Origin of the sequence: Streptococcus sanguinis, assembly GCF_026781265.1 — a bacterium.
GTDB classification, from domain to species: domain Bacteria; phylum Bacillota; class Bacilli; order Lactobacillales; family Streptococcaceae; genus Streptococcus; species Streptococcus sanguinis_T.
This window is the reverse complement of the sequence record NZ_JAKUVC010000004.1, coordinates 283617-301644: the sequence shown is the minus strand read 5'-3', so window position 1 is coordinate 301644 and position 18028 is coordinate 283617. Positions and strand designations below refer to the sequence as shown.

General features: G+C 43.5%; 20 protein-coding genes, 1 riboswitch and 1 other annotated feature (1 of these 22 running past the window's edge). Of the genes, 1 reads left to right on the top strand and 19 read right to left on the bottom strand.

Annotation, left to right across the window (positions count from 1 at the left end):
* Nucleotides 1–42 precede the first annotated feature (42 nt).
* The 4 genes from pulA to MK370_RS07245 form a co-directional block, all read right to left on the bottom strand.
* Entirely contained in the window at nucleotides 43–2340 is a 2298-nt protein-coding gene (pulA, locus tag MK370_RS07260) for a type I pullulanase (protein WP_268684751.1), read from the bottom strand.
* A 23-nt stretch (nucleotides 2341–2363) separates the two neighbouring features.
* Nucleotides 2364–3314: a diacylglycerol kinase family lipid kinase gene (locus MK370_RS07255; protein ID WP_268684750.1), complete on the bottom strand. Its 951-nt coding sequence runs from the start codon at nucleotides 3312–3314 to the stop codon at nucleotides 2364–2366.
* A 9-nt stretch (nucleotides 3315–3323) separates the two neighbouring features.
* Entirely contained in the window at nucleotides 3324–5282 is a 1959-nt protein-coding gene (gene ligA / locus MK370_RS07250; protein ID WP_268684749.1) for an NAD-dependent DNA ligase LigA, read from the bottom strand.
* Nucleotides 5283–5387: 105 nt separating this feature from the next.
* On the bottom strand, nucleotides 5388–5903 hold the full coding sequence (locus MK370_RS07245) for a QueT transporter family protein (protein ID WP_125331696.1): 516 nt from the start codon (nucleotides 5901–5903) through the stop codon (nucleotides 5388–5390).
* Nucleotides 5901–6037, bottom strand: a riboswitch (PreQ1 riboswitch). It overlaps the preceding gene by 3 nt.
* A 28-nt stretch (nucleotides 6038–6065) precedes the next feature.
* Here MK370_RS07245 and MK370_RS07240 point away from each other — a divergent pair.
* A complete protein-coding gene (locus tag MK370_RS07240; RefSeq protein WP_268684748.1) occupies nucleotides 6066–6506 on the top strand; it encodes a GtrA family protein in 441 nt (146 codons plus the stop codon).
* Nucleotides 6507–6576: 70 nt separating this feature from the next.
* Here the strand turns inward: MK370_RS07240 and MK370_RS07235 are convergent, their stop codons facing one another.
* From MK370_RS07235 to infC, 15 genes are all read right to left on the bottom strand, one after another.
* Nucleotides 6577–7284, bottom strand: coding sequence for a B3/4 domain-containing protein (locus MK370_RS07235; protein WP_268684747.1), 708 nt, complete (start codon nucleotides 7282–7284; stop codon nucleotides 6577–6579).
* 17 nt (nucleotides 7285–7301) lie between these two features.
* A complete protein-coding gene (locus MK370_RS07230) occupies nucleotides 7302–7751 on the bottom strand; it encodes a MarR family winged helix-turn-helix transcriptional regulator (protein ID WP_268684746.1) in 450 nt (149 codons plus the stop codon).
* Nucleotides 7752–7868: 117 nt separating this feature from the next.
* Nucleotides 7869–8327, bottom strand: a complete 459-nt coding sequence (locus MK370_RS07225) for a hypothetical protein (RefSeq protein WP_268684745.1) — start codon at nucleotides 8325–8327, stop codon at nucleotides 7869–7871.
* A 15-nt stretch (nucleotides 8328–8342) separates the two neighbouring features.
* Nucleotides 8343–8531: a hypothetical protein gene (locus MK370_RS07220; protein WP_268684744.1), complete on the bottom strand. Its 189-nt coding sequence runs from the start codon at nucleotides 8529–8531 to the stop codon at nucleotides 8343–8345.
* Between the two features lie 67 nt (nucleotides 8532–8598).
* On the bottom strand, nucleotides 8599–9522 hold the full coding sequence (locus MK370_RS07215) for a YihY/virulence factor BrkB family protein (RefSeq protein WP_268684743.1): 924 nt from the start codon (nucleotides 9520–9522) through the stop codon (nucleotides 8599–8601).
* A 32-nt stretch (nucleotides 9523–9554) separates the two neighbouring features.
* A complete protein-coding gene (locus MK370_RS07210; protein ID WP_268684742.1) occupies nucleotides 9555–10412 on the bottom strand; it encodes a methionyl aminopeptidase in 858 nt (285 codons plus the stop codon).
* Nucleotides 10413–10433: 21 nt separating this feature from the next.
* Complete coding sequence (spxR, locus tag MK370_RS07205; protein WP_268684741.1) at nucleotides 10434–11711, bottom strand: CBS-HotDog domain-containing transcription factor SpxR; 1278 nt, start codon at nucleotides 11709–11711, stop codon at nucleotides 10434–10436.
* Nucleotides 11704–12255, bottom strand: a complete 552-nt coding sequence (locus tag MK370_RS07200; protein WP_268684740.1) for a GNAT family N-acetyltransferase — start codon at nucleotides 12253–12255, stop codon at nucleotides 11704–11706. Before MK370_RS07200 ends, spxR begins: the two co-directional genes overlap by 8 nt.
* 33 nt (nucleotides 12256–12288) lie before the next feature.
* Nucleotides 12289–13548, bottom strand: coding sequence for a UDP-N-acetylglucosamine 1-carboxyvinyltransferase (locus MK370_RS07195; protein WP_268684739.1), 1260 nt, complete (start codon nucleotides 13546–13548; stop codon nucleotides 12289–12291).
* Nucleotides 13549–13819: 271 nt separating this feature from the next.
* The gene (gene metK / locus MK370_RS07190; protein ID WP_268684738.1) at nucleotides 13820–15010 is read right to left on the bottom strand and encodes a methionine adenosyltransferase; all 1191 of its coding nucleotides are present in this window, start codon (nucleotides 15008–15010) and stop codon (nucleotides 13820–13822) included.
* 432 nt (nucleotides 15011–15442) lie between these two features.
* Nucleotides 15443–15874, bottom strand: coding sequence for a hypothetical protein (locus tag MK370_RS07185; RefSeq protein WP_419152995.1), 432 nt, complete (start codon nucleotides 15872–15874; stop codon nucleotides 15443–15445).
* Nucleotides 15875–16039: 165 nt separating this feature from the next.
* Nucleotides 16040–16507, bottom strand: coding sequence for a deoxycytidylate deaminase (locus tag MK370_RS07180; RefSeq protein WP_268684736.1), 468 nt, complete (start codon nucleotides 16505–16507; stop codon nucleotides 16040–16042).
* Nucleotides 16508–16725: 218 nt separating this feature from the next.
* Entirely contained in the window at nucleotides 16726–17085 is a 360-nt protein-coding gene (gene rplT, locus MK370_RS07175) for a 50S ribosomal protein L20 (RefSeq protein ID WP_049485306.1), read from the bottom strand.
* A gap of 44 nt (nucleotides 17086–17129) precedes the next feature.
* A complete protein-coding gene (rpmI, locus tag MK370_RS07170; protein WP_002895038.1) occupies nucleotides 17130–17330 on the bottom strand; it encodes a 50S ribosomal protein L35 in 201 nt (66 codons plus the stop codon).
* Between the two features lie 33 nt (nucleotides 17331–17363).
* Nucleotides 17364–17894: a translation initiation factor IF-3 gene (gene infC / locus MK370_RS07165; protein WP_268684735.1), complete on the bottom strand. Its 531-nt coding sequence runs from the start codon at nucleotides 17892–17894 to the stop codon at nucleotides 17364–17366.
* A gap of 16 nt (nucleotides 17895–17910) precedes the next feature.
* Nucleotides 17911–18028 (bottom strand) — a sequence feature (ribosomal protein L20 leader region) (it continues 13 nt past the right edge of the window).

The window sequence follows — 18028 nt, the reverse complement described above, 5'->3', positions numbered from 1 at the left end:
CTTAAGTCCAATGGACTTAAGGATTTTCATGTAGCTAATATCTTATTGAATAACTTCAAAAACAGAAACCGTCAGATTTTCAACATAGAAAGGCTTCTTATGACGGCTATTGCCCACTATGAGACGCAGCTTGTCTGCATTAGGCAGATAGTAAGGCAGGCCGCTAGCATTAAATATGACTTGATAATGCTTGTCATTCTTAATCTCAAAGATAATCAAACCACTGCCCTGCTCGGCTGATTGGACAAAGACATGCTTATAAATATCTTCATAGGTCTGATAAGAAAAGGCTTTGCAGCTTGTCTTGAGGCGAATAATGTCCTTGATAAAATCAATACTCTCTTGATGGTCCTGCAAAATATCCCAATTCACTTGATTGACTGCATCTGGCGCATTGTAGCTGTTCATTGCCCTTTCGCGATCGCTATGCAGGACTTGGCCATCCTCCCCCGTAGCTAAGAGCTTAGTACGGGAAAATTCCTGTCCCAGCTCCATGAAAGCCATGCCTTGCATGAGCAGGTTCATAGCAGTTGCCAACTCAATCCGCTTGGTGCGAGTCAGAACATCATCTTCGGGATGCAGCTCCGCAAGCAAATCATGCAGGTTGAAATTATCATGTGCCTCCACGTAGTTAAGGACTTGATCAGGACTGCGATAGCTGCCTAGCTCACTGCTGCCAAGGATAGACTTAGCGACGATATCCTCCGTCGCCTGACCACTGACAAAGCCAGCCTTGATGCCGCCATAAACTTCTGCTCCTTTGACCGCATCGCGCTCCGTATCATTGAAAAATCCAATCCGTGGAAGCTGGTAGGCATTGTCCTTCTTAGCCTTGTCTTCTGGTCTCAGGCCCGTTCCCATATCCCAGCCTTCTCCATAGAGCAGGATTCTCGGATCCACCTCATCCATAGCTTGACGGATGGCATTCATCGTTTCCACATCATGAATTCCCATCAGGTCGAAGCGGAAGCCATCTACATTGAACTCCTCCACCCAGTACAGTAGAGAGTCAATCATAAACTTGCGGAACATCTCATGCTCGCTGGCCGTCTCACTCCCCACTCCGGTTCCGTTTTGGAAAGAGCCGTTAGGATTCATCCGATAGTAATAATCTGGTACCGTAGCTTGGAAAGCAGAATCATAGGTCGAGTAGATGTGATTGTAGACAACATCCAGTGTCACAGAGATTCCCGCATTATGGTAGGCCTGAATCATCGTTTTCAAATCACGGATGGCCTGCGCTGGGTCAGCAGGATTGCTGGAAAAGCTAGTCTCTGGAGCATGATAATTCTGCGGGTCATAGCCCCAGTTGTAGATTAGCTCTCCATTTTCATCATAGTCCTTGTGACGATCAGAGACAGGCTGAAGTTGGACAACATTAACGCCTAAATCGCTGATATAGTCAAAACCAGTCTTTTGCCCTTGATGATTGGTAGTGCCTTTTTGACAGGCTCCCAAGAAGGTCCCGCGCAGCTGACTATCCACGCCTGAAGTCTCCGACGTGGTCAAATCCCGAATGTGCATCTCATAAATCACTGCTTGATTTGGATTATCCAAGCGCCAGAAAGCTTCTTTGCCTTGCAGAACTTGAAAACCAGCTACTTCTGTCTCATCCGCTCCAAGAATCGCTGAGCGCTTGCCATCTGGACTGGTCGCAATGGTATAAGGATCGCGAGTATAAAAATTACGGTATTCAAAGCTAACATGATAGTGATAAGTTTTGCCGGTCAAGTCTTCTGCTATTTCAGTTGACCAGACACCGATGGTGTTTTCCTTATGGTCGTGAGAATATCGGTCTCCTTTTTGCATTGGGAAGATTTTATAAACAGGAGCTTGATTGTCAGCCGATTCATAGACTACCAGCTCTACCTTCCTAGCTGTCGGTGCCCAAACTTTAAAAATATGTACGCCATCCATCTGACGGTGTCCCAACCAGCCTTGATAGCCCCAGCATTCATCGAAATAGTCTGTTCTCAGAGCCATGTCAAAGTTATGCGGACGTCGACGAGAATACTGGTGACTTGTCGTTGCAGCCTGCAAGGAATAATAAACCTGCGCATCTCCCTCAATCAGCCAAATTTCCGTAACCAGATGAGGAGGCAACAGATCAATATGATAGTCACAGGACTGGCTAGACCAGTCTGAACGTTTGATAATCACATGAGCGTGATCTAAGGGCTCCCAAGTCTCAAATGATAATTCCCCCTGAATACCAAAATAATCAAGTTTGGAAAAGGCTGCTTCCTGTCCCCATTGGTTTATTTGCCACTGCCACATATCATAGGAGAAATAATCTCCAGTCGGATTGTGGTAATGGACTAAGACTTTATAGTCTAGCATGTTCTTTCATCTCTTATCTAAAATTATTCTATTGAAAGGGCTGTCTGACTGATTTCATCGATATTGGCAAAAAATTCCAAATGTCCGTGCAGCACTTCCAGTTCAACAGGCGTATCGCCGCCGTATTCTCCATCCAAATTCAGCATAAATGGACCTTTTTTGTCTAAAATTTCTAGCTGCAGCTTGCTTGTTTTGAGGTATTCTACATTGATATCGCCAACATGCTGACCGCCATTGATAGCCTGCATCATCAGACTCAGTATATCAAAGAGATTGGCTGTCTTGACCAAAATCAAGGTAAAATTCCCATCATCTAATTTTGTGTCCGGTGCTAGCTTTTCAAAACCACCAATGGAATTGGTCAGAGCCGCAAACATCAGCGAAATCTTCCCTTCAAAGACACCGTGATCGTGCTTGATACGAACCTTGCGGAACTTAGAGCGAGGGAGTTTTTTTGCTCCTTCTGCGACATAAGCAAAGTAGCCTAGGCGGGATTTGACCTCGCTAGGTACGCTGTAAGTTAGCTCTGTCAAGGTTCCAGCTGCCGCAATATTAATAAAATACTTGTTACCATAGGCCCGGCCAATATCCATCTTTATGGTCTGGTTCTTTTCGATAATGCGGGCTGCCGCTACCGGATCTCCCATGGGTATCTTCAGAGCACGCGCATAATCGTTGGTTGTGCCAGTTGGAATAAAGGCCAATTTAGGCCGTTCATCCAGATTCGCCACACCATTAACTACCTCATTGATGGTACCGTCGCCGCCTGCCGCAATAATCAAATCAAATCCTGCTTTTGCTGCCCTTTCAGCTTCTTTTTGAGCAGAAAGAGGCGCTGGAGTGGTTTGGTAGGCGCTGGTTTCATAGCCCACATCCTCCAAAACATCCAAAACTTCCGCTATATTTTTCTTAATAATTTCCTGTCCCGAAGTCGGGTTATAAATCAATCTTGCTCGTTTAATCTTATCCTTCATACTTCAGCCTCATAAGCTATCAAGCCAATCTTCATCCCGAATTTCAATTCCCAACTCCTGAGCCTTGGCTAGCTTGCTGCCGGCATCTTGGCCAGCCACTACCAAATCGGTTTTTTTAGAAACAGATCCAGAAACATTAGCACCCAGACTCTGCAATTTTTCCTTGGCTTGATTGCGTGTCAATTTTTGTAATTTACCAGTTAAGACAACCGTCATACCAGATAGGGCTGCATCAGCCGCTGCCTTTTGCCCCAGATAGTCCAGGTTCACACCTGCTTCCTGCAGCTCCGCCAAAAGAATCTGAGAGCCTTCCTGCTCAAAATAGGTATGCAGGCTTTGGGCAATCACAGTTCCAAGACTGTCAATAGCCGCAATCTCTTCTTGGCTGGTCTGAGACAGCTTAGGGATATCATGGAATTTCTCCAGCAAAATCCGACTGGCCTTGCTTCCCACATGACGAATCCCCAAACCGAACAAGAGGCGTTCGGCCGAGTTCTCCTTGGAAGCTTGAATAGCAGTATACAATTTATTTGCTGATTTTTCCTTAAAGTTCTCTAGTTCTAGTAAATTTTCTACCGTCAGCCGATAGATTCCAGCCACATCCTTGACTAGATTTTGAGCAAAGAGCTTCTCCACCACTGCTGGACCAAGGCCAGTAATATTCATGGCATCCCGGCTGGCAAAGTGAATCAAGCCCTCCTTGATCTGGGCTGGACAGAGCGGGTTAATGCAGCGCAGAGCCACTTCATCTTCAAAATGTATCAGCTCACTCTCACAGCTCGGACAGTGACTTGGTATTTCCAGAAGCTCCTCTGAGACACGCTTGGACTCCACCACTCGCAAGACAGCAGGAATAATATCCCCCGCTTTATAGACGATAACGGTATCTTTCTGACGAATATCCTTCTCCGCAATATAGTCCACATTGTGCAAAGTCGCTCGGCTGACAGTCGTTCCCGCTAGCTGCACCGGCGTCAGATTGGCTGTCGGAGTCACAACTCCCGTCCGACCCACTGTCCAGTCCACAGACAGAAGCTGGGCTTCCTTTTCCTCAGCTGGAAACTTATAGGCGATAGCCCACTTAGGTGCCTTGACAGTAAATCCAAGCTCTTCTTGGACACTTAAGTCATTGACCTTAATGACAATACCGTCAATCTCATAAGGCAGACTGTCCCGCTCCTGAGCAATCTTTTCGATAAACTCCCAAACTGCTTCGATAGAGTCCGCCAGAATATGTGTAGGATTGACTGAAAAGCCCAAATCTGCCAGCTTGTTTAAGACGGCTTCTTGGCTGCCAAACTGAGTCGGACTGGCCTCTTGGTAAAGGAAGGTTGCTAGATTGCGCTTGGCCACAACTGCTGTGTCCAGCTGGCGCAAAGTTCCCGCTGCCGCATTGCGGGGATTGGCAAACTCAGGCTCACCGTTCTCCTGCCGCAGCTGATTGACCGCATCAAAGGAAGCCTTAGGCATGTAGCACTCTCCTCGAACGGTAATGTCCAGCGGCTCTTTTAAGGTCAGGGGAATATCCTTGACTCGCTTGAGGTTTTCAGTGATGTTTTCTCCAACAGAGCCATCCCCCCGTGTCGCCCCTGCTACCAATATTCCCTTTTCATAGGTCAGGGAAATAGAGAGCCCGTCAATCTTGAGCTCACAAAGATAAGAAACTTGTGGAAATTCCTTACGAATCCGCTGGTCAAAGGTTATTAATTCTTCACGTGAAAAAGCATCCTGCAAACTAAAGAGAGGATACTGGTGTGGATATTTTTCAAATCCTTCTAAAATCTTCCCTCCCACCCGATGCGTCGGACTGTCAGGCAGGATATCGGTTGGGTACTTTTCTTCTAACTCCGCTAACTCACGATAGAGTCTGTCATACTCTCTGTCCGATACGCTTGGCCTATCTGCCGTATAATACTCATTGGCATATCGGTTGAGCAATTCTACTAATTCTGACATTCTTTCTTTCATACTTCTATTTTATCACAAATACATAAAATCTTCCTCTATTTGTTCCGAATTCTTCCTAAAAAAGAAAAGTATATAAAAAGAGCGGAAATTCCGCTCTCTGCTGTCTTATTTTGTCAAATCAATCCTTTTCGCAATCTGGTTAATAAGGATAGCACCAGCAATCAAAGAAGCAAATTCTCCAATGGCCGTTGTAAACCAAGTCAGGAAGAATGGCAGGCCTTGCAAGAAGTGTAACTCTGCAGCAATGGTCACCATCGAAATAGAAAAGAAAACTGCAAAATAGAAATGATCCAAACGAATCAAGCCTTTAATCAGATATTGATTCTTATAGCGACTGAAAAGATAGACACCCAGTGACAGGAAGACTAAGGTGGATCCTCCGCCGACAAAGACATCGACGATTCCAAAACTATAGAGATTGGCAATCATACAACCAATAGTCACTCCCATGATATACTTCCGATTATAAAAGGCCATAAAGTTCATCATTTCAGAAATTCTGAACTGGTAAGCACCATAGCTTATAGCATTTAAAGGGGGCGTAATGGTTAGGGCAACATAAATAGCAGCAACAATGGCAATCTGAGCCAAGTCACGAACTGTCAGTTTTTCTTGTTTCATGTTTTCTCCTTTAGCGGCTTTACCGTGTGTAATATGCTTGGCGAAAGAAGCTAAGCGCCAAGGGTTGCATCACTTGAGAGGAGCATCATTAGTTGATTGCCCCACAGATTTGGCAACCCAACTAGTATAGCATAAATCCTAGAAATATGATAGACTATCTTTATGAAAACTTTAATCAAAAAATTCTTTAACAATGAGGTTCTGTCTTATCTTTTCTTTGGTGTGGCAGCTACCCTTGTTTATATGACTACTCGTCTCCTTATCTTCGCTCTTACAGGACAGACATTATTTGCGACCATTACTGCTAATGTCACAGCAGTACTTTTTGCCTTTATCACAAATGATACCATTGTCTTTAAGCAGCAACGCAAAGGTTGGCAAAAGCGACTTTTTAAATTTGCTCTGGCGCGTTCTGGCACTCTTTTGCTAGACATCGTTCTTGCAAAATTATTAGTGGATACTTATCCTAATATTATCGGGCAATTTGTCAACAATAACCGCAATCTTATCAACTCTATCGAGTCACTTTTTTCTCAAGTGCTTATTATTGTCCTCAACTATGTTTTCAGTAAAGTCTTTATCTTTGAAAACAAGAAAAACTAATTGACTATGATACTTCAACCTTAAAATATCAAATCTGGACCAGATAATTCTGATCCAGATTTTTATAGTCTTAAATTTCCAAGCTTTGATTATCAAGCGTCAGATGGGTGATTTCACCTTTGACACCAAAATAGCCCTCAATCAAAGTCTGGAGTTCTGTCATAGCTGCTTGGGCTCGTGCTGCTTGCTCTTCATTAATGGCCTCAATGACCAAGATGGCGTCCTTGGTCTCCTCTGTCAGCATGGTCCGCTGGGCTTCTCGCCAGTTAAGACAACGGCAGACAGCCCCCTCTTCATCATAGTAGATAATTTCTTCTGGCAGAGCCGGCGCGTCACTCTCAGCTCCCAGCGGGAAAAAGGCTTCGCCACCCTTGGCTTTTCCTAGATGAAGACCTCCGACAATCTTATCCAAATCCTCACCGCCACACGGAACCGCATAAGACAGCGAGACACTGTTGTAGATATCGACCAAAGGATTGATTGGATGAAATTCCCGCCCCTGACTAACCCGCTTGAGCAGAGCTTCGATAGAAGAGCGCGCTCCTTTCTTGGTCTTGAATTTGCTGAAAGCCTGCCGCCACTCCTGAATGACTTCATTTTGAGTGAAGTTCTCATCTAAGATAAAGTCCTCAGCTCGTTTCGCTCCCTTATCCAGCAGGGATTTGAAATATGAGTCCTTACTTTCATCCACACTATTATCCAGCCCCTTGACCACTAAAATACTAATCTGACCTTTCGGAAATACTTGCCAAAATTCATTTTCAACTGTAACTTTCATGTTCTACCTCTTCAATCTTAATAGTTTATTTTTTGTCCTTTTTTGACGGCTTCCCAGTCACTTGTGATGTTTTCACGCACTCGGACCAGCATTTCCTCCAAGGATTGAACTTCCTCCTGAGAAAAGCCCCGCAAGGAAATCCCTTCAGAATAGTCATTTTCAGCTAGGATAAAAGGATAAAGTGTTTCCCCTTTTGCCGTCACAAACCATTCCTTGTTCTTCTTGTTGTCCTTGGCTGCCTTCTGGTGAACCAAGCCCTTGGCCTCTAACTTCTTAACAGAGCGGGCAACCGTTGAGCGATCCACCTTGAGAAGCTCCGACAGCTCCTCTTGGATAATCCCTGGATTCTCCGCGATTCGCACCAAATAAAGGTATTGACCTCTTGCTAGCTCTATGTCACGGAACTCAATATTAGCAATGGAATCCAAAGCTCGGGCGATAATCCCAATTTCCCGCAATACTGACATATCCCCTCCTTTAAACTTTTATTTGAAACTATTATATCACATTTTATTGCAAATGCAATAAAATTACTAAAAAATAAAAAGAGGAAAATCCTCTTTAAGAAATCTATACCAAAATCCTTACAAGTAAGGAATCTTCTTATTCTTATTAAGATTAGTATTGATACTAGAGAAAAATGCAGAATTCAATTCTTGACAGTAGCTAATCAGTTCTTGTCGATCCTTGTCCTCAAACAGGTAAGCCATTGATACTAGGACCTGAATTGGAGAAATGACCTGCCTGAAGTTCTCTAAGTAAACTTCACGTTTAGCCGCTCTATAGAAGTCCTGGATTTCCTCATGACTGAGTACAACTTCTCTTTGATTCAAGCCTAGCAAAGCACCAGCAAATAAGTTCTGGTTGCCACTATCTAAGCTAGAGTATACATAGCTCAATTCTTTCTTGTCTTTATTTTGTAAATATACGATAGCTAAAGCCAAGCTTCGATAGAGAACAGTCGCTGAGTAATTTCCTTGAACTAATTCCTCCAAATAAGGCAGTAGGCTAGTACATTCCGTAGCTGCAATTGCTAAAATCAACTCATTCTGAGCTTCTCAAGACCTTGGTTTAGTCATAACAAAGTCCAGAGCTTCAGCTAATGCTTGATCCAGGCCTTCTATACGTTGGCGTCTCATTTGCTTGGCTGCTCTCTTAAGTAGAGGTAGTTTTTGAGATAGGAGCATAGAAACAAGTTCTTTATTTGAAGATACTGCTAATTGTTTTGCAGTTTTTAAAGTAGGCATAGTTTTCTTCTCCTTTCATTTTTTAAGACATAGTGACTAGAAAATTGAGTTTTTTTATGTATCTATCCTACTGTTTTTCTTTAACCAGCTGATTCTTAAAAGAAAATTTACCCGTGCTTTCAACTTGAAACCCTGACTCACAATAGCTCTGGATACTGGCATTGAGCACTGCGCCAACAATCAAAATTTTAGCAATCATGATAAACCAAAACATCATCACAACCATAATGATGGAGCTAAAAAAGCGAACATCAACCAGGTGATTTAAATAATTATCCATGTAAACTGAAAAGATATTCATCAAAGCTAGAATGGTCAAGAGCACAAAGACGCTGCCCGGCAGAACATAGCGTTTTTTGTTGATTTTCACATTAGGCAGGAAATAATAGAACATAACCAAAACCGCAAAGAGTAAGGCGTAAATCAGAGGCTCGGTAAAATTCTGTAAGTGCTGATAGATCTGACTGTCAAGCTTCAAGTAGGTACGGAGAAAATCCAGCGACATATGGCCGAACATAGTCAGAAAGAGGGCCAAGGCAAAGAGAATCTGCAAACCTAAACTCACAAAGAGACTCATGATACGATGAGAAATCAGCCCCCGACTCTTGGCTACTCCATAGGCTTTATTAAAGGCAATCTGTAAGAAATTCATGGATTTGGAAAAAGTCCAAAGAGCCGACAAGACTGAGAAGCTCAATAGGCCAGTCGAAGGCTGGGTCAGCACTTCACGCATGACTTTTGCTACAACATCATATAAAGTCTCTGGCAGCATGTCCTTGATGGCTGTCAGAAAATCCGCCACCGGAATGTGAAAATAGGGCAAAATATTCACCACAATTAAGAGCAAGGGAAAAACGGAAATCAGCCAATAATAAGCAACTGCAACGCTGCTCAGCTCACTATCTGACTCTTTATAAAAACGGAAAAATTCTCTTAAAAACTGATTGTTGCGAACCTTACTAAATAATTTCTTCACTCTCTTCTCCTTCAAAAAAGCTGAGACAACTGCCCAGCCTTTGGTTACTAATAAGTCCCTTCTTCTCCCTGGCTGGTCAAAATGACAGGACCATCTTTTGTAATGACAAACTGATGCTCATACTGACAGGACAGGCCGCCATCCAGCGTTTTATGTGCCCAGCCGGTCTCAAAGTCTGTATCAATTTCCCAGGTACCTGTATTGATCATGGGCTCGATAGTCAGAACCATTCCCTCACGCAAACGCAAGCCACGCCCTGCTCGACCGTAATGTGGCACCATAGGCTCCTCATGCATGGTTGGGCCAACACCGTGACCGACCAGATCCCGCACAACGCCATAGCCATGACTTTCAGCATATTCCTGAATAGCTGCGCCAATGTCGCCGATACGATTGCCGACCTTAGCAGCCGCAATTCCACGGTAGAGACATTCCTTGGTCACATCCATCAACTGCTGAGCCTCTGGGCTAATCTTCCCTACTGCATAAGTCCAGCAAGAGTCTGCCACACCGCCTCGGAAGCTCTCTGTGTGCTGTTTCATCTGTGAAACATTATCAAAATCCAGCTTGGACACATCCAGCTCTGCCTTATCGATCAAGCCAACCACCATATCAACGCTGATGACATCACCTTCTACCAGCTTCTGATGACGGGGAAAGGCATGGGCTACCTCGTCATTAAGAGAGCAGCAAGTTGCATAAGGATAGTCCATGACAGAGCCTTCAACACCAATTTGCAGAGGCAGCGCATTGTCTTCTTTACAACGCTTGCGAACATACTCTTCAATGTCCCACATGTCAATTCCTGGCTTAATCAAATCTCTCAAACCAATGTGGACCGAAGCCAGAAAATCTCCACTCTTGTCCATCAAGTCAATTTCACGCTGTGATTTTAAAGTAATCATTCTTTCTCTAAATTCCTCTTCTTAATTAATTTTCACTGTAATCGTGGCTTTGGCAACCAGCATCGCTTCCAGATACATCTCAAAGTCAATAATGGCTGTCCGCCTAGTCTGACGGATAATGCGCGGCTGGATATGCAGCAGGTCATCAATCTGGACCGCCTGAAAGAAATAAAGCATCAGCTGGTCGATAATCAAGCTGCGGCCGCTGTTGACCATGAGCTGCTGGGTAATTCGAGTCAAAATTTCTGTCAGCACACCGTTGGCCAGCACACCATTTTGCTCCAGCATAAAAGGCTCAACGGTAAATGAAAACAAATCATCCTGACGGCTAATCTTCTGTCCTACTTGCTCACTGAAAGTCGGCAGGCTAGAAATTTGAGAACGGCTCATTTTTTCCATAATGTCCCGCCGCGTAATCACACCTAGCAAGGTCTGATTGCTGCGCACTACTGGTATCATTTCAAAATCTTCTGCAATCATGCGCTGGCTGATATTGGCAATATTGGCAGATAAGCCTGTCATAAAGACATTTTTCGTCATGACCTTGTCCAAGGTTGTCAGAGGGGACTTATCACCTGCATCCCGCATGGTTACTACTCCCACCAGCATCTGCTGCTGGTTGATAACCGGAAACCGGCTGACACGATTGCGACGAACCAAGTCCAGATAGTCACGAACAGTATCAGTATCATGCAAAAAGCCGTACTCGTGGCTGGAGCGATAGACCTGCTCCACTGTTAAAATATCGGTCTTGATCTGCATATTGGACAGGGCACGATTAATCATAGTTGCGACTGTGTAGGTATCGTGCTTGGTCCTGAGCACTGGTATATTAAGCAGATTAGCCATCTTCAGAACTTCTGAGCTGACTTCAAAGCCTCCGGTTACCAGCACCGCATTCTCATTTTCCAGAGCCAAGAGCTGAATTTTCGTCCGGTCTCCGACAATCAGAAGACCACCCTCTGTCAGATAGCGCAGGATATTCTGCTCCGTCATGGCTCCGATGGAGAATTTATTAAATTCTTTTTCTAGACCATCTTCTCCGGCCAATACTTCTGAGCCTGTAATATCAACGATTTCCTTGTAGGTCAGATGCTCCAAGACAACTTTCTTGGACTTGACCCGAACCGTACCACTCCGAGGCCTAGTCTCAACAATACCGCGGTTCTCCGCTTCCTTGATAGCTCGATAGGCCGTCCCATCACTAACTCCCAGATAGTTTGAAATACTGCGGACACTGACCCTCTTGCCAATTGGAAGATTTTCAAGATAGGTTAAAATTTCCTGATGCTTACTCATTAAAATCTCCTCTCTCATAACGGTACTCCAGATAATCTCTCATCTTCCTCGTGTACCGATCGCTCCCTTTAAACTGCCGGTAGAGGCTGAAGCCAGATTTTTGAGCCACCTTTTGACTAGCTAGGTTCTCTGCATGAGTGATAATACTGAGGCGTTTGAAGCCAAAGCGGGTAAATGACAAAAAAACAATCTCTCGGACAACTTCTGTCATCATCCCTTGTCCCCAGTAGTCTTGCCGCAGAAAATAGCCTAACTCAGCTTCTTTCTTAATCTCGTCCATCTTTTCAAACTTGACAGAACCAATCATTTCCTGCGTTTCCTTGTGACAAATGGCCCAAATCCCCAGAGGATTTTTCATAAAGAAATTGGCAATGACGTATTCACTTTCCTCTAGGCTTGCTTCTGTCGGAAAAATGAACTGAGTATTTTCCGGATTGGACGCAATATTATATAGAGCCCCTGCATCTTCAAAGATAACGGGCCGCAAAAAAGCATGCTCTGTCTCAATAAATGAGCAGGCTGCCAAATGTGTCCATAAATTCATCTGCTACCTCTACAAAAAATAAGCGAAAAACGCTTATTCTTCTATCAACTGGATATCTGCACCCAGACTTGTTAATTTTTCAATAATATTAGAATAGCCGCGTAGGATAAACTCGATATTAGTAATCTCTGTCTTTCCTTGAGCCATCAAACCTGCAATAACCAAGGCAGCTCCTGCACGCAAATCGGTCGCCTTGACCTGAGCTCCCTGCAGTTGATTTGGTCCCTCATAGACAATCTGGTCGCTGCTGGTCGAAATCTTACCTGCCATCTTAGCCAGCTCCGCCACATGGTTAACCCGCTTCTCATAGATGGTGTCTGTAATCTTACCATGGCCATTAGCCGTCATCAAGAGCGGGGTAATCGGCTGTTGTAGGTCAGTTGCAAAGCCTGGATAAGGAGAAGTCTTAATGTTTATAGCTCTCAGAGTTTGCTGCTCTTCGACAAAAATGCTGTCTTCAGAAACCGTCATCCGAACACCCATTTCCTCAAGCTTGGCAATAAAACTTTCCAAATGCTCATAAAGGACATTATTAATCTGAATTCCCTGTCCAATAGCTGCAGCAAGGGCGATATAAGTTCCTGCCTCGATACGGTCAGGAATCACTTGATGACGCGTTCCATGAAGGTGTGGAACCCCCTCAATCGTGATAATATCAGTTCCTGCTCCGCGGATATGCGCACCCATATTGTTCAAGAGAGTTGCTACGTCGATGATTTCTGGCTCTCGCGCTGCATTTTCAATAATAGTCCGACCTTTGGCCTTGACAGCAGCCAACATCGTGTTGATGGTAGCACCCACGCTGACCGTATCCATATAAATACTAGCGCCCTTAAGCGGCTGGCCTCCTGTAGATAGGTTCATGTAGTTGCCGTCCATGGTCATCTTAGCCCCCATGGCTTCAAAAGCCTTGAGGTGCAAGTCAATAGGACGTGGACCCAAGTCACAACCACCAGGCAGGCCTACCGTCGCTTCACCATAGCGGCCAAGCAAACTACCATAGAAATAATAGGAAGCTCTTAGACTGTTAATCTTCCCATAAGGCATAGGGACGTTTTGGATACCACGCGGATCAATCGTCAAACTGTCCTCAGAGCGAGTAACACTAGCTCCCATGGCAATCATAATATCAATCAGACTATCCACATCCGAAATATCCGGAACGCCATCCAACGTTACAATATCATCCGCCAGAATCACAGCCGGAATCAAGGCAACGACACTGTTTTTAGCACCATTAATAGTCACCTCTCCTTTTAAGGGGCGACCACCATGTATTACAATTTTTTTCATGTTTAAAATAAAGCTCTTTCAAGGTATTGCCATTTATTATACCACAGATTCGGGAAATTTCCTATACTTTTAGATAAATAAGACAATTGAAATTAAAATGAAACAGGGAAAATGGATTTTTTAACAGTTCTTTCAGAAAAATTCAGTATTACCAAGAATGAGAGAAGCGCAAGGCTAGACTGCTTGCCTTTTTAAAACTGCCTGTATAGAAATGACTTTTTCTTTAAAAAAATAGAAAAGTTCCCAATCATTACGATTGAGAACTATCATCTTACTGCACTGCTGCTTTCAAAGCCTCTACCTTATCCAACTTTTCCCAAGGGAGGTCAATGTCTGTCCTACCCATGTGGCCATAAGCTGCCGTCTGACGATAGATCGGACGTTTCAGATCCAGCATTTGAATGATACCGGCTGGACGCAGATCAAAAATCTGACGTACTGCTTCCTGCAGCTTGCTTTCTGCAACAGTACCAGTGCCAAAAGTATCGATGCGTACAGAAACCGGCTGAGCCACGCCAATGGCATAGGCTAGCTGCACTTCTGCTTTCTTAGCCAATCCAGCAGCCACGATGTTTTTAGCGATGTAGCGAGCTGCGTATGAAGCTGATCGGTCAACCTTGGTTGCATCCTTACCAGAGAAAGCGCCGCCGCCGTGACGAGCATAACCACCGTAAGTATCCACAATAATCTTGCGGCCAGTCAAGCCAGAGTCCCCTTGCGGACCGCCAATTACAAAACGGCCGGTTGGATTGATGAAGAATTTTGTCTTATCATCCAGATACTGAGCTGGGATAACTGCTTTAATCAACTTTTCAGTCACATCACGATGAATCTCTTCATTGGTCACTTCTGGGTCATGCTGGGTCGAAATAACCACTGTATCCACGCGCACAGGCTGGTCATTTTCATCATACTCAACGGTCACCTGTGACTTAGCATCTGGACGCAGATAGGCAATCTCTCCTGATTTGCGCAATTCCGCCAATCGACGAACTAGCTTGTGACTGAGTGAGATAGGCAGAGGCATGAGTTCTGTTGTTTCATCCACCGCAAAGCCAAACATGAGCCCCTGGTCTCCAGCACCAATCAAGTCCAATGGATCTTGGTCTGTATTCCCACGAACCTCCAAAGCTTCATTGACACCCTGAGCAATATCTGGTGATTGCTCCACCAAAGACGGATGCACACCGACCGTCTCTGCTGAAAATCCATATTCTGTATTGGTGTAGCCAATCTCTGCAATGGTATCACGAACCACACGGTTAATATCTACATAAGCTGTGGTCGAAATCTCACCAAAAACATGAACCGAGCCCGTATAAACGGCTGTTTCAGCAGCCACATGGGCATCTGGATCCTGACTCAAGACAGCATCCAAAATAGCATCGGAAATTTGGTCTGCAATCTTATCAGGATGCCCCTCCGATACAGACTCAGACGTGAAAAGTTTACGTTCTGACATAGAAATGTCCCCCCTTAAAAAATATTAAACAAATAAACAAACTCCAAAATGATGAAAATCTTATCAGCTACGAGTTACGACGCGAAAGAAATAAAAACGATACCTTTTTATTTCTGAGCCAGTAAGGCGCATAGGGTGACCGCAGCATAGCGGCAACCGTAGAATGACGAGTGACTTTGGAGCCGACATTGTTTGCGAGTTACAAAGTACTGATAGAAGTTTCCTACCATCTTATCGGGACTATATAACTTTCTCATTATACCATAATTTACGATACCACTCCCTTTTTTTAAAAAAAGAACAAGATATAGATTAAAACTATACCTTGTTAAGCTCCATTAATTCTTGAAAGTTAACCAACCTATCCAGATTAAATAACAATATAAAAACATGAAGAGAAGATGATATAGTTTAGCACTAAATCTTCTTCTGTTACTTCTCCACTTCTTTAACCATTAGGGTTCCGAACAAAACAAGAGCTGCTAAAACAAATGGAGCGATTTGAAAAAGAAACCAATCTGGGTCTCCTGCAAAAAAGGCAGAAATCAGGTAAAGTCCTGAACCTGAATATAGTAAACCTTTATTTCCTTTATTTATTCCGATACTAGTTAAAACGGTCGCAATTAAAATACAAATTAAACTGGGAGCTAAGAAAATTAACAAGACGATCCCCCATGGACCTGATAGAGCGAAAAGTAATACAAACAAGACAAGATAAATTATCGATAAATAAAAAGCAAATGACAGAAGACCTGACCTATACTTAGTTTCTTTTGAATTCTTCATAGTAAGGTCAGTACTATTGTGCTCTTCGATAGATTGATGATTATCTTTATTCATATCATTATTCATCATTCGATTCATCCTTTCTAATTCTTTTTTAGAGTGAAGAGAGAAGATATCCCTGCAATTATTGTTCTCCAGATAATACCATTTCGCTTACGTTCAAATCTCTGTAACTACAAGCTTGATTAAAAGAACATTAAGCTTCATAACATAAATATATGCTTTTTGCTTAAACTCCTCATTCTAAACCAAATCTGTCTGAGCGATGGCCTTCTTGACATCATCCAGCGGCAAATGAACCAATTCCACCTCTTTTTCCTTGTAGAGATATTGAGCATAGTCATCTATCCGATATTGGTTGATATAGACCACCCGTTTGCAGCCGACCTGAAGCAATTGCTTGGTACAGTTGAGGCAGGGAAAATGGGTCACATAAGCCGTAAATCCCTTGGGAACTCCCCGCTCTGCTCCTTGCAAGATAGCATTGACCTCAGCGTGCAAGGTCCGCACGCAGTGACCGTCAATAACCAGACACTCGTGGTCAATACAATGCTCAGTCCCTGAAACCGAGCCATTGTAACCAGTTGAAATAACCTTATTGTCCTTGACCAAGACAGCGCCAACCTTGGCCCGCCTGCAGGTTGAGCGATTAGCGATTAAGAGCGCCTGAGCCGCAAAATACTGATCCCAAGCCAAACGATTCTCTACCATAATTTCTCCATTTCTACTGATTTTTTATTTACATAAATGTCTGTTTTTATCTATTATATCGCAAATTCCTATTTTTAACTAGCTTTATCATGAGAGCTATTTCATCTGAAACAAGCCTTTATCTATACTATAAGTGCATTGCAGGCTATTTCTCTCTTTATACTTTTCATTAAGAGTTATCGAAAAAGAACCAAGGAAATCCTCGGTTCTTATTTTAATTATTTACCAAGCTTAGCTTTAGCTGCGTCTGCAAGAGCTGTGAAAGCTACTGCATCGTTAACAGCTAAGTCAGCCAACATTTTACGGTTCACTTCGATTTCAGCCAACTTCAAACCATGCATCAATTGTGAGTATGAAAGTCCGTTCAAACGAGCTGCCGCATTGATACGAGTGATCCAAAGTTTGCGGAAGTCACGTTTTTTCTGACGACGATCACGGTATGCATAGTAGTAAGAGTTCATTACTTGCTCTTTTGCAGTACGGAACAAGATATGTTTTGCTCCATAGTAACCTTTAGCTAATTTTAAAATACGTTTACGGCGTTTGCGTGATACAACGCCACCTTTAACACGTGCCATTTATATTTCCTCCAATATTTCCTAGATAATCGTTACAGTAGCTCTTATTTCAGACCTGTAAGCATTGCTTTGATACGCTTGAAATCTCCTGCATGCACCATTCCTGCTTTGCGAAGATGACGGCGTTGTTTCTTAGTCTTTCCGTGGAAACGGTGAGAAGTATAAGCACGGAAACGTTTCAAGCCACCAGAACCTGTACGTTTGAAACGTTTAGCTGATGCGCGGTGTGTTTTTTGTTTTGGCATAATGTTTTCTCCTTTTTCTATCTTTCTGACAATCTATTTTTTGTCAGGAATTGGCGCCATCTGCATGAACATCTGACGTCCATCCATCTTAGGCTTTTGCTCAATGATAGCAACATCCTGAGTCGCTTCAGCAAAATCTGCTAAAACTTTAGCCCCGAGTTCTTTGTGGGTAATCATCCGGCCTTTGAAGCGGATAGATACCTTAATTTTATTTCCTTTTTCAAGGAACTTGCGTGCGTTGCGAAGCTTAGTATCAAAGTCTCCCTTGTCGATGGTTGGACTGAGACGGACTTCCTTCACAGTAACAACACTTTGTTTCTTGCGTTGTTCTTTTTGTTTTTTCTGGTACTCAAATTTGAACTTACCGTAGTCCATAATTTTTGCAACAGGTGGTTTAGCTTGTGGCTGAATCAGGACCAAATCGACATTTGCTTCATCCGCAAGAGACTGCGCTTCGTTCAGCGGTTTAATACCTAATTGTTCGCCGTCAAGACCGATCAAGCGAACTTCACGCACACGAATTTCATCATTGATGAATAAGTCTTGTTTTGCTATGGTTTTCACCTCTTTTTTTATTTTTAGAGAAAAACAAGTGCGGACCTGCTAACGCAAACCCGCACTACATGATAGTATTTCATTTCTGAAACTGAATCCTGTAGAGCCAGACAACGTTAGTCGCAAGGCGAGAAGCTCTCACT